This is a genomic window from Pseudomonas silesiensis, assembly GCF_001661075.1.
Taxonomy (GTDB): Bacteria; Pseudomonadota; Gammaproteobacteria; order Pseudomonadales; family Pseudomonadaceae; genus Aquipseudomonas; species Aquipseudomonas silesiensis.
Genome location: NZ_CP014870.1, coordinates 3,033,720 through 3,045,606, shown reverse-complemented (window position 1 = coordinate 3,045,606; position 11,887 = coordinate 3,033,720). Strand labels below are relative to the sequence as shown.

General features: G+C 60.2%; 9 protein-coding genes. 2 read left to right on the top strand and 7 right to left on the bottom strand.

Annotated features, from left to right (window positions below):
* Positions 1 to 20: 20 nt before the first annotated feature.
* Genes PMA3_RS13685 through PMA3_RS13675 form a run of 3 tightly spaced genes read right to left on the bottom strand, consistent with a single transcriptional unit; the run spans position 21 to position 2,680 of the window.
* Complete coding sequence (locus PMA3_RS13685; protein ID WP_064677652.1) at positions 21 to 362, bottom strand: cupin domain-containing protein; 342 nt, start codon at positions 360 to 362, stop codon at positions 21 to 23.
* 45 nt (positions 363 to 407) lie between these two features.
* Positions 408 to 1,814 carry an NAD(P)/FAD-dependent oxidoreductase gene (locus tag PMA3_RS13680; protein WP_064677651.1) on the bottom strand — a complete coding sequence of 469 codons (1,407 nt, stop codon included), beginning with the start codon at positions 1,812 to 1,814 and terminating at the stop codon, positions 408 to 410.
* 50 nt (positions 1,815 to 1,864) lie between these two features.
* Complete coding sequence (locus PMA3_RS13675; RefSeq protein WP_064677650.1) at positions 1,865 to 2,680, bottom strand: helix-turn-helix domain-containing protein; 816 nt, start codon at positions 2,678 to 2,680, stop codon at positions 1,865 to 1,867.
* Between the two features lie 262 nt (positions 2,681 to 2,942).
* Here PMA3_RS13675 and PMA3_RS13670 point away from each other — a divergent pair, with 262 nt between their 5' ends.
* Positions 2,943 to 3,218, top strand: a complete 276-nt coding sequence (locus tag PMA3_RS13670; protein ID WP_064677649.1) for a DUF1652 domain-containing protein — start codon at positions 2,943 to 2,945, stop codon at positions 3,216 to 3,218.
* Between the two features lie 165 nt (positions 3,219 to 3,383).
* Here the strand turns inward: PMA3_RS13670 and PMA3_RS13665 are convergent, their stop codons facing one another.
* Positions 3,384 to 5,858, bottom strand: a complete 2,475-nt coding sequence (locus PMA3_RS13665) for a UvrD-helicase domain-containing protein (protein WP_064677648.1) — start codon at positions 5,856 to 5,858, stop codon at positions 3,384 to 3,386.
* A gap of 237 nt (positions 5,859 to 6,095) precedes the next feature.
* Here PMA3_RS13665 and PMA3_RS13660 point away from each other — a divergent pair, with 237 nt between their 5' ends.
* On the top strand, positions 6,096 to 6,791 hold the full coding sequence (locus PMA3_RS13660; RefSeq protein ID WP_064677647.1) for a pirin family protein: 696 nt from the start codon (positions 6,096 to 6,098) through the stop codon (positions 6,789 to 6,791).
* A 112-nt stretch (positions 6,792 to 6,903) separates the two neighbouring features.
* On the opposite strand, the gene pgm is transcribed toward PMA3_RS13660, so the two are convergent.
* The 3 genes from pgm to PMA3_RS13645 form a co-directional block, all read right to left on the bottom strand.
* Entirely contained in the window at positions 6,904 to 8,550 is a 1,647-nt protein-coding gene (gene pgm, locus PMA3_RS13655) for a phosphoglucomutase (alpha-D-glucose-1,6-bisphosphate-dependent) (protein WP_064677646.1), read from the bottom strand.
* Positions 8,551 to 8,671: 121 nt separating this feature from the next.
* Complete coding sequence (locus PMA3_RS13650) at positions 8,672 to 10,072, bottom strand: aminotransferase-like domain-containing protein (protein WP_064680699.1); 1,401 nt, start codon at positions 10,070 to 10,072, stop codon at positions 8,672 to 8,674.
* A complete protein-coding gene (locus PMA3_RS13645; RefSeq protein WP_064677645.1) occupies positions 10,069 to 11,523 on the bottom strand; it encodes a hypothetical protein in 1,455 nt (484 codons plus the stop codon). Before PMA3_RS13645 ends, PMA3_RS13650 begins: the two co-directional genes overlap by 4 nt.
* Positions 11,524 to 11,887 lie beyond the last annotated feature (364 nt).

The following is an 11,887-nucleotide window of genomic DNA, read 5'->3' as shown; positions in this document are numbered from 1 at the left end:
GTTTGCAGGCAATCAGAGGATCAAAAAATCAGGACGTAGGTCTTGCGCACGGTTTCCTGGATGTCCCAGATACCGAGGCTATTGGCAGGCAACATCAGTGCATCGCCGGCTTCTATGAAAAGGGTTTCACCGTCATCCGGGGTGAAGGTGCAGCGTCCCTGGATGAAGTGACAGAACTCCTGGGCGACGATCTGGCGCCGCCAGCGTCCTGGGGTGCATTCCCAGACGCCGGTTTCGACGCCGTCGTCGCGTTCGACACTGGTGGTCGAGGCCACCGCCACCGGTGTGCCCAATGGCACGGCGACCGGGTTCGACTCGTCCAGCTTCAGGGTTGCGGTGTTCTTGAATTGAGTAATGCCCATGGGGGTACCTGTCGATAAAGCCTATATAGATGAAGAGCGCGCCGTTTACTGCATGAAACCTTCCATGAAACCCGCCACGCCGCTGGCGAGCTTGCGCCGCCACGGCGCGGTGGCCGGGTTGGCCAGGGTCTGGTCTTCGTGGACGAAGCTGCGGATGATCGCGTTGTAACCGAGCCAGCGGCAGGGTTCCGGCTCCCAGGCCTTGAGCGCCTCGAGACCGCCCTGGGGGATGACCCACGGCTGGTGTACCAGCTCGCTGTCCCGTTGCAGAATCAGGTCGGCCAGCGTCCGCCCGCCGAGGTTGCTGGCACCCACCCCCTCCCCGCCGTAACCACCGGACAAGGCAATGCCGCTCGTGCGGTCACAAAGCATGTGCGGCTGAAAGCGCCGGGACATGCCCAGATTGCCGCCCCAGGCATGGGTGATTCGCACGCTCTTGAGTTGAGGGAAGAGTTCGCCGAACAGATAGCGCCGTAACTCGACCTCGCTGTGGGTCAGGTCAAAGTCGTGGCGCAGTTTGCCGGCGAACTGATAACCGCCGCGCGCGCCGAACACCAGGCGGTTGTCTGCCGTGCGCTGGCCATAGGTGACCTGACGGCTGCTTTCGCTGAAGGCCTGGCCGCGACTCAGGCCGATTTCATCCCAGGTCGCCGCGCACAGCGGTTCAGTGGCGACGATCAAGCTTTGCACCGGCAACTGATAGCGTCCCAACGGCGGCAGCGTGACCGCGTAGCCTTCCACCGCCGGCACGATCCAATGGCAGCGAACCCCGGCTTTCGCCGTGCGCAGGCCACCTGACTGCCAGTGGGTGACCGGGCTGTTCTCGTAGATTGCCACGCCCATGCGCTCGACTGTCCGGGCCAGCCCCCGCACCAGCCTGGCCGGGTGAAGAGTCGCGACGTGCGGTGCGTAGATCCCCCCGTAAGGTTTGGCGATCCGGACCTGTTGCGCCAGCTGCTCGGGGCTGAGCCAGCGATAATCGTTTTCGGTTAGACCCTGGCGGTACAGTCCGTCCAGATAATGGCGCAGGCTGGTTTCCTGCTCCGGATAACGGGCGGCACAATACAAGGCTCCGCCTTTACGGTAATCGCAGTCGATGCCTTCGCGTTCGAGGACAATCGCCACTTCGTCCGCGATGCTGTGCAACAGATCAAACGAAGCCCGGCGCTGTTCGGACGACAGGTCGGCCAGCAAGCGATCCTCGCCCAACAGGTTCCCCATCAACCAGCCGCCATTGCGGCCCGAAGCGCCAAAGCCGGCGGTCTGCGCTTCGACGATGGCAATGTTCAGCTCGGGCGCCTGGCGCTTGAGGTAATACGCGGTCCAGAGGCCGGTGTACCCCGCGCCAATGATCGCCACGTCGACGTCCAGATCCCGTTCCAGCGCCGGACGCGCCAACAAGGGCTCGTCGAGTTGATCCATCCACAAACTGATAGTGCGCCACGCCGACATGCCAGACTCCGCCACTCAAACTTCGATGGCGTCGATCCTATTGCGTGGAGCTAGAGGATGTCTTGCGCGCGTGCACGCAAAGAAATTTGTTTGGCATAGGCCTTGGGCGAGAGGCCGGTGTGCTGGCGGAAGCATTTGTAGAACGCCGACAGTGAATTGAAGCCGGCGGCAAAGGCCAGTTCGTCGATGCGCAGCGGCGGCGTGGCGCCTTCCAGCGCCGTGAGCAGATGCTGCAGTCGCGCCTGGTTGACGTAGCGGTAGAAGCTCTGGCCGAGCACTTGATTCAGTAGATAGGAAATCTGGTTGCGGCTGTATCCGCATTCCCCGGCCACCCGCTGCAGGTCGAGTTCGGGATCGAGATAGGGCTGGCGTTTCTGGAAGTACTGCTGCAGGTCTTGCGCCATGAAACTCAGCTGCCGTGGCGACAGACCGAGCCGGCTGACAGCCGGGCGCTGGCTGCCGGCGGCTTTGCTGGCGGGCTGCTCATGCACCAGGGAGGCGTATTCGTTGACCTGCCAGATCAGCCCGTCACGTACGGTAATCGCCTCGCTGGCCCGGAACGACACCAGGCCTTCGCCGCCACGCAGGGTGATGCGGTATTGAATGAACGCGGTGTTGCCGTCCAGGCGAATACGGTCGGAGTGCTCCAGGGCTTCATCGGGATCGCGGGGCATGCTGCTGCGTACGTACTCACGCAATTCGTCCAGGCCCATCACCCGGTTCTGGAAAAAATCGTTGTATTGAACATCGGGGTGAAACAGCGCCAGGACACCGTCCAGATCCCGGTGTTTCCAGCGCAGGTGGTAACGCATCACCGTCTCGCCCGTAGCCTGGGTTTGCAACGGACCATCATCATCGGCGTGCATAAGCGACTCGAGGAAAAAAGCCGAGCTTGCCGAAATTCCACCTCGGCGACAATGACCAATCCATAGTGACCTTGACCGAAAAAACCAGCCAAGAGTGACTTGCGTCAAAAAAAACTGAACCAATCGCTAAACGGCCTGAGAAATCCACAGTATTTTCACATGCAGATGCTACTTTTAATGGCAGTCACCGGTTGAGCCAATGAAGGCTCTTCCCTCCTAACATGAGCTAACGGAAGCGCTCGATGAAGAAGGCGGGCTACACATGAACAAAGGGTTTTATAACAAAGTCACCTTTCCAAATGCCTGCCAGCTGATGCGCTGGCATTTTCATCCCATGGGTTTCGAGGCGAGCATGGATGCGCCGGGCAGTATGATTGCCCGTCTGTTTGACCGTGCGAGTGGTGAGACCATGATCGCCATCGCCGGTATTCCCTGCGCGACGGTCATGAATGCGGCGGATGTAGAGCGAATTATCGAAGCGGTGGAGGATGAGCTGGAGGCTTTCATTCCACCGATGGCACTCAGGAGTTATGCCTGAAGGCTGATTACCTAGACAACAAGCCCCTGTAGGAGCGAGCTTGCTCGCGAAAAAACCGAGGGCACCTCGTTCATCCAGGCAGCCCTCGTCATCGTTAACGACCATCGCGAGCAAGCTCGCTCCTACAAGGGATTTGCGTCCACCTGGAGCTGCCGCTTTTGAGGTTCACGCCGATGTCTTGCCCTGCCGATGATCGACGAAGAACGCCTTGCCCTTACCTATCCGGTCGGAGGCCTTGGGCAGGTTGGCCGCCTGGGTGTCCTGACCGTCGACATACCAGTAGCAATGACTCACCGCCCGAGTGATGCCGACATAAGCCAGCCGCAGGATCTCGTCTTTCTGCGCGTTGTCATACGCTTCGCTGTCGCCCGCCTTCCCCAGACCCGCCATGCGGTAGACCTGGTTCTTGTAGGGTGAACTGGTCAGGTGCTGACAATCCCCCAGCAGAAACACCGCGTCCGCCTGCAGCCCCTTGGCACTGTGGTAGGTCAATTGTTTCAGCCGCCGCGCCTCATACGGCAAGCTAGAATCCACATTAACTACAGACTGAATATGCTGCTCTATCAATGCTTTATCACTACTTTTTCGATATAGCATCAAGATTGAATCGCCCTTTCCATAGTGTTCCATCAAGCGCGCGGCCATCCCCTGATCGTCCCTATCCAGCACATTGACCGGCAGCAACGCCTTCGGCTCGCCGCTGGCCTTGGCCTTCTTGCCCGCGATCGCCGGAGCGGCGCGCACTATATGTTCGGCGGCATCGATGATGTGCTGGTGACTGCGGTAGTTGTCGCTGAGCATGACCCTGGTCGTGCCCGGTGACGGAAATTCCTTGCTGAACTCCATGAAATAGGTCGGCGAACTGCCGCGCCAGCCATAGATGGACTGCCAGTCATCGCCGACACAGAGCAACGACGAACGTTGCGCACCACGTCCCACATGCATGGCTGGCCCGCGACTGCGGATCTCGGCCAGGCTGGCGCGAATCCAGGAGACGATCTGCGGCGAAACGTCCTGGAACTCATCGATCATCAGGTGCGACATCGGCCGCAACAGCTCATCGCTCAACAGTTTCAGGTTTTCCGGCGAATGCTCGCTGAACAAGGCGAACATCCGGTTGTAAGTCATCACCGGTGGTTTCTGGTCGAGCAGATGATCTTCCAGCGCTCGCCAGTACAGGCTCAAGGCCTCGAAGAAAAACCGGTCCGGGTCGTCCTTGGCAAAACTCATCTGCCCCACGGCGCCGGGAACATCCAGGCCGAGATTCTCGATAAACCCCGCTGCCGCCACGAAACAGTCCAGCAACGGCGCCGAAGCAAGCTCGCCCTTGACCTTGTAATCGAAGCCGGGCCCTGCGCTGGCATCCCCTGCAAGCGAGGCCAACACACGTCTTGATGACTCATAACTGTCCAGCCATATCAATGGCTTGCGACAGAAAGCTTGAAACAGGGTGCGCTTTACCGCCCACTCCGCGCGTACGGAAAGCTTGGCGTTCGGCCGGCTGACCTGGGGGTTTTCCCGTGAGTCGAATCCCAGCACCACCCAGGCGTCCAGGCTCGGAATATAGCCGTGACAATGGAAGGTGGCGCCATTGATATCGAACGTCTGGCGATTGGGCTCGATGCCCTGAATCGGCCAGGCACCGGCGCGAAACCACAGGTCTTCAATGACATCGCACAGCTCTTCATCACGTTTGGCCGCCAGCTCGGTCACGGCCATGCGTTTTTGCACGTCCGGGTGATCACGCTCCAGCTCCTTGAGTTGCAAGGCGTGACGCGACAAAGGCTTGATCAGTTCACGAAAACGCTCATCCCGGGTGTGCAGGCTGTGATAGCAGGCGTTGAGCTGCTGGCGCTGGGCGTCGTTGATGCGCAGGTCGAACGGATTGCTGTCGACTTCCTCATCGCCTGCTTGTACACGGTGGCTGAGGTTTTCAAAGGCTTGCAGCCGCTCGAAGCCCGCCAGGCTGCGGACCATCGGCAGGATGCGCGAGTGGAAAGTGCGCACCAGGTCCCGCGCCTCCTTGAGACTCAGCGCCCGCCCCCAGAGCGCAAACAGTTCCACCAGTTTGTTGATGAAGTCCTTGCGCGATTCCCGGGTAAAGGTCACCACCGTCATCGAACTCAACTCGAAGCCCAGATAGTGGTTCAACAGCAAAATCCGCAGCACCAGGGTTGTCGACTTGCCCGCGCCCGCCCCGGCAATCACCGAGGTCGAGGGGGTGTCGCTGAAAATCATCTTCCACTGCGCGGTGCTGGGCTGGGCGTAAGGCGGCAACAGCCGGGCGACGTCAGCCTTCATGCGCTTCTTCAGCTCGGCACTCAGCGGCAGGCGCCAATCGTCGAAGAGATGGTCATCGACAGCGGGTGGACGGTGCTCGGTGGAACGTGAATCGCGGATCAGCAATACCTGCCGGCCCTCCTCGAGCCCTTCAAGCTTGCCTTCCTTATAACCGTAATCGACGCCGGCGCTATGCCCGCTGCGAAAGCCGTCCGCCTGGCCATGCAGCCAGGACGCGCGATGTTGAGCGCGCAGACGCGTCAGGCCATGGCCAAAAAACCGGGCGGCCAGACGCTTGAGCAATGGCATCTCGGCCAGCGGACGAAGTTCAGGAGGAAGATCGGGGGTGTGTTGCGGCACGCGGACTGACTCCAGGGTGTGAGGCTGTTGAGCGCTATGGTGTCTGCATTTTCCATTGAGTTCTAGTGAAATGCTTACAGGTCATTGGCTTATGCGCTGAAGTGAAGGCTGGATGAGAAAGGCTCAAGCCCTTAAATCATCGACTAATTCGATTGTATTTAGGCATTTTTTACGCTTTTTATCGATCGGTAGCTGGCAGATGATGCTCGTCATCAATCACCCCTTGCGGAGACGATCATGCTCGAACTCAGACCCTTCAACTCCCTGGGCGGCGCCCACCATGGCTGGCTGGATGCCCACCACCACTTTTCATTCGCCGAGTACCACGATCCGGACCGCATGAACTGGGGCAACCTGCGGGTATGGAACGATGACGTGATTGCCCCCGGCACGGGCTTCCCGCAACACCCCCACCGGGACATGGAAATCATCACCTATGTACGTGAAGGTGCAATCACCCACCAGGATAACCTGGGCAACAAAGGTCGAACCGAAGCGGGCGACGTTCAGGTCATGAGCGCCGGTACCGGGATCGCCCACAGCGAGTACAACCTGGAGGCAACCGAGACCAGGATCTTCCAGATCTGGATCATCCCGAACGAATCGGGTCTGGCACCGTCCTGGGGCGCCAAGCCGTTCCCGAAAGGTCAGCGCGAAGGTTTCGTGACCCTGGCCAGCGGCAAGTCCGGCGACGATCAGAGCCTGCGGATTCGGGCTGATGCTCGACTGGTGGCCGCTAATCTGAAAGCCGGGGAGTCCGCCGAGTATCGCCTGGACAATGGCCGTCGTGCCTACCTGGTACCGGCGACTGGAGTCATTGAAATCAATGGGTTGCGCGCACAAGCTCGAGACGGTGTGGCGGTGGCCGATGAGCAGGTGTTGCGGGTGACGGCGATCGAGGACAGTGAAATCGTGCTGGTGGATCTGGCTTGATCGTGTGAGTGCGGGGTAAAAAAGGGGGCGACCGTATTGGGTAGTGCCAGTCAGTAAGGAAACTGTAGGAGCGAGCTGGCTCCGGGCGGCGTTCCGACGATGGCGTACTCAGTCACTTCGCGGAAATAGCGCCATCCACGAGGGTTTGGGCCTCGGCCACCAACTGCTTGAGATGCTCGTCACTGACAAAGCTCTCGGCGTAGATCTTGTAGATGTCTTCCGTACCCGACGGCCGCGCCGCGAACCAGCCATTTTCGGTCATGACTTTCAAGCCGCCGATGGCCTGGTCGTTACCTGGTGCATGGCTAAGAATGCTCTGAATGGCTTCGCCCGCCAGTTGAGTGGAGGTGACCTGATCCGGCGACAACTTGCTCAGCAAGGCTTTCTGTTCCGGGTTGGCCTTGGCGTCGACCCGCACCGAGAACGGTTCGCCCAGTTCATCGGTCAGGGCGCGATAGGCCTGGCTTGGGTCACGCCCGGTACGAGCAGTCATTTCAGCGGCCAGCAAGGCCGGGATCAAGCCATCCTTGTCGGTGCACCAGACGCTGCCATCCTTGCGCAGGAACGAAGCGCCGGCGCTTTCTTCGCCACCAAAGCCCAGTGAACCGTCGAACAGGCCATCGGCAAACCACTTGAAGCCGACCGGGACTTCATACAGACGACGGCCCAGGCGCTTGGCAACGCGATCGATCAGGCCGCTGCTGACCACGGTTTTACCCACGGCGGCATCGGCGCGCCACTGCGGACGGTTCTGGAACAGGTAATCGATGGTCACCGCCAGGTAATTGTTCGGCGCCAGCAGGCCGCCGGACGGGGTCACGATGCCATGGCGGTCGTGATCCGGGTCGCAGGCAAACGCTACGTCGAAGCGTTCTTTCAAGCCAATCAGACCTTGCATCGCATGGGGGGACGATGGGTCCATGCGGATCTGGCCATCCCAATCGACCGTCATGAAACGGAAGGTCGGATCGACCTGCTTGTTCACCACTTCCAGGTCCAGCTTGTAATGCTCGGCAATCGCCGACCAGTAGCGCACCCCTGCTCCGCCCAGCGGATCGACGCCCAAATGCAGCTTGGCATCGCGAATGGCATCGAAGTCGATCACGTTGATCAGGTCGGCCACATAGGTGTTGAGGTAATCGTGACGATGGGTGGTGCCAGCCTTCAACGCCTGCTCGTAGCTGATGCGCTTGACGCCGGCCAGCTTGTTGCCGAGCAGTTCGTTGGCCTTGGCTTCGATCCACTTGGTGATGTGGGTATCGGCCGGGCCACCGTTGGTGGGGTTGTATTTATAGCCACCGCTTTGCGGTGGATTGTGGGACGGCGTGATCACGATGCCATCCGCCAGGCCCGACGTGCGTCCGCGGTTGTAGCAGAGGATGGCGTGGGATATGGCAGGCGTAGGGGTGTATTCGTCACCTTCGGCGATCATCACCGTCACGCCGTTGGCGGCCAGCACTTCGAGGGCGCTGGCCCCGGCCGGCGTGGACAACGCGTGGGTATCGATGCCGACGAACAGCGGGCCATCGATGCCCTGGGCTTCGCGGTACAGGCAGATGGCCTGGCTGATCGCCAGTACGTGCCATTCGTTGAAACTCAAGTCGAACGAGCTGCCTCGGTGCCCGGACGTGCCAAAGGCTACGCGCTGGGTGGAGATGGCGGCATCAGGCTGGCCGGTGTAATAGGCCGTTACCAGTCGCGGGATGTCGACCAACAGTTCTGCCGGTGCCGGTTTGCCCGCAAAAGGACTGAGTGTCATTGCAAAACCTCGGGAATAGAGTGGTCAGGAATAGGGACGCAGTTTACTGGCAGTTTGACCGCAGCGCGATATTAACGATCCCCGAAGCGACGCGATAAAACGCGACGGCTTCGCGAACGGATCAGTCGATCGCTTCCAGACGCAACGCATCCCCCAGCAGACCCAGTACGGCAGCGAGATCATGATCGCCGCCGAACGTATGACTCAGGCGCAGATGTTGCGAGTGCAACCCCTGAAGACTGAACAGTTCTCCCGGCGCGATCACCACCTGGTGCTTGAGCAGACGCTGAAACACTCGATGCACATCGACCTGGCGCAGTGAACGGGCCCAGATCGTCGCACCGCCCTGGGGATCGACGAACTGCAAGGCATCGCCCAGACGCTCCTGCAGCAGCTGGGTCATCTGCACTTTTCGATCCTTGAGTAACCGCCGCAACACCTGCAGGTGATGGTCGATACGGCCATTGCCGTACAAGCGGGCGATGGCTTTCTGTCGAATCGGTGACAGGCGAAAGGAGCGCAACAAAAACTGTCGTTGCAGTTCAACCCGCAGATGCCGCGAAAGCAGGTAACCGTAGGGTGCCTCGGGCCCGATGACCTTTTCGAACGTGGAAAACACGATCAGCCGTTCAGGGTCCAGCAGGTCGCGAAACCGCAGCCCGTCCGGCTCGAATCCGAGCTCACCGTAGCAGTCGTTTTCCAGGACCCAACTGTCATGCTGCGCCAGCAACTGCGCGACAAGGTGTCGGTTGTCGTCGGGCGCCAGGCTGCCCCGTGGCATGTTCACTGAGGATGAGAGCATCACCAGGCGTACCGGCCTGGTTTCCAGCAACTCCTTGAGGCGCTCGACGTCCAGACCGCCGCAGGCTTGCAGCGGCAGCTCGATCACCTCCACGTCCGCAGCCTGCAACAGGCGCAGAATCACCCAGTCGCAGGGCGACTCGACGAGCACCGTGGCGTCCTTGAGGCACAGCACGGCGATCAATATTTCCAGCACACCACGCAGGTCTGCGCCGATGTACACGTCATCGGCGTGCCAGCAACGCAGTGGCGAGGTGGTATACCGCGCGGCCAGCGCCGCACGCAGTTCCAGCTCTCCGCAAGGCTGCGAAGACGATTGTGGCTGGCGCGGATACTGGCGCAGCAATTCCCTCTCCAGCAGCAGCAATGGCCGGTCCAGGGGTTGCAACAACGCCGGCTCATCGGCGCTCAAGACCAGCATGCCGGGACGCCTGGCATTCACATAGACCGTTTCGAGCAAGTCATGGCCACTGCCGGGCACCGTGATGGAGGACACGGGTAGCGCGTAATAACCCGACTTGGCGATCGAGTACACGCGCCCTTCCTTCTCCAGCAGTGAGTAAGCGTACTGAATCGTCGAGATCGACACGCTCAAGCGGTCCGCCAACTGGCGCAACGATGGCAAGCGCACTCGAGAGTCGCTGGCCGGTTCCTCGATCAGGTTGGTCAGGTAGCGGTACACCGCCTGATAGGCGAAGTCGGTTTCTCTTGGTCCTTTCACTGTCCCGCCGACCATTCGCCCCCCACGGCGCAGTCATCGTCATACAGGGTGGCCTGCATCGGCAACGCCGGGGCAGGTACCGGGCCCATGCGATACAGCGTGCCGATCAGATTGACCGGCAGCCCGCTGACGTCGACCATCCATTGCGCGATTTGCTCCGGCACCGGATTGCCTTGCATGGCCCGGTGCAACTCAGGCAACGCCACGAGCATGCCGGGGTGGCACTGACGCAGGAAGCGCTCAAGGGCTGCTCCGCTGTCGCCAAAAGGTGCGAACAGCAGACACACCAGCTGCGCCTCGCTCAAGCCAAGACTCTTCTGTACCTCGGCCACTGCCCGTGCGCGCTGCTCGGCCGAGGTCGCCGGGTTGCCAAATGCCGCCACCGCCTGCTCGCCCAATCGCTGGGGAAGTTGCTTGCGACGCATCATCACCAGGGCCCATTGCAGGTAGTCGGCCACGCCCGCCTCGTAGCTATGGCCGTGCACGAAGCACGCTTGCAACCCCTGCAGGTGTGCGCAGACAGGCAGGCTGACGTAATCGTTGTCCCGCAGCTGAGCCGACAGTTCGTCCGGTTGAAAACCGAGAAACTCGGTCAACAGCGGCCAGCGCTCTTCCAGGTTGGTGACCAGCAGGTCGTGAATGTCGATATACGTCGTACGACGGCAGGCTTCAAAACGCTCGGCAGGACGCCACGCAGCGCGGTCGTCTTCGGGATACAACCGGCGATAGCTGTCGCTACCCAATTCATCGAGCAGCGAGAACAACCCTTCGTAGCCGGGTTCATGGTGATTCGAGGGTCTGAGCCCGGCCTTCGCTGCCGCACGCCTCAACCCCTCGATAAAGCGCTTCTGCTGGCGAGGGCTGTCGCTGCTGAGCAGTGCATCGACACCGCTGTCCCAGCGGGCGATTTGCCCGTAGAACTCGCCGGTGGCCAGATACCCGTCGTCCCACAGATCAAGCGGCCCGTTCCAGATTCGACGATGCCCGACCATCAACAAGTTGAGCCGATTGAATTCCCGGCCGGCCTCGGAGATCGGCGCCAGGTGATCGAACGGCAGGACCTCCCGATGCTCGACCATCAGGACTTCGACCCGTGGATCGTCATAGAGAAACAAGGCACTGTGGCTGCGGTGGATGTTCTCCAGGGCCGTGGAGCTGTCGCCGTTCAAGCGCAGGGTAGCGACGCGTAACCGGAAGGTGGCGGGCGCGCGGCCGGCGATACTCAATTGTGCAGCTCGCAGCAGTGCCAAGGTATAGCAACTGTCACGCGATCCGGACTGGATCGCCAGCACCTTGTAGTCGCCAATTCGCTCCATCCCCCCCGCCGCCACCACCAGGCGTTGAATCAGCAGCTGCAATGCCGTGCGTTCGGCGCGAGAGAAGAAACTCAGCAGTCGTTGCAGTACTTGTTGATAGACATAGGTCATCGCTTGTTCATGGATATTGGTCATCTTCATTTACCTGGTACGCGTAAGTTCAACAGTGCATAAACAAACATAGGCACCGTGCAATGGATCGCCAGCCCGTGCCTGAAAGCCGGTCTTTATTGCAAAATGCTAACACTTAAATTTTTGGTAATTAATTGGAATGGGTCACGGCTGCTTCAACGTTGACCAAGCACAGGCCGCCGCGAAGCCCGCTAAATACGGCGCCATGGGGCAATACTGGACGTCCTAGGAAATGTCCGACAGCGTCCCACAGACATTGAGTACAAGAAATAAGGAAGGAAGTTACCCCTGTTTTTTGGGCAACGGCTTTACGAGCCGCTAGTGCTCGAACATGCATCAATGAGGCGTATTGAAAAGTATCAGCCTG

What these genes read in the sequence shown, in the direction of transcription:
- PMA3_RS13670 (WP_064677649.1), top strand. Translation starts at nt 2,943, where the DNA reads ATGAACAAAGGGTTTTATAACAAAGTCACCTTTCCAAATGCCTGCCAG.
- PMA3_RS13685 (WP_064677652.1), bottom strand. Translation starts at nt 362, where the DNA reads ATGGGCATTACTCAATTCAAGAACACCGCAACCCTGAAGCTGGACGAG.
- PMA3_RS13645 (WP_064677645.1), bottom strand. Translation starts at nt 11,523, where the DNA reads ATGACCAATATCCATGAACAAGCGATGACCTATGTCTATCAACAAGTA.
- PMA3_RS13675 (WP_064677650.1), bottom strand. Translation starts at nt 2,680, where the DNA reads ATGCACGCCGATGATGATGGTCCGTTGCAAACCCAGGCTACGGGCGAG.
- PMA3_RS13660 (WP_064677647.1), top strand. Translation starts at nt 6,096, where the DNA reads ATGCTCGAACTCAGACCCTTCAACTCCCTGGGCGGCGCCCACCATGGC.
- pgm (WP_064677646.1), bottom strand. Translation starts at nt 8,550, where the DNA reads ATGACACTCAGTCCTTTTGCGGGCAAACCGGCACCGGCAGAACTGTTG.
- PMA3_RS13680 (WP_064677651.1), bottom strand. Translation starts at nt 1,814, where the DNA reads ATGTCGGCGTGGCGCACTATCAGTTTGTGGATGGATCAACTCGACGAG.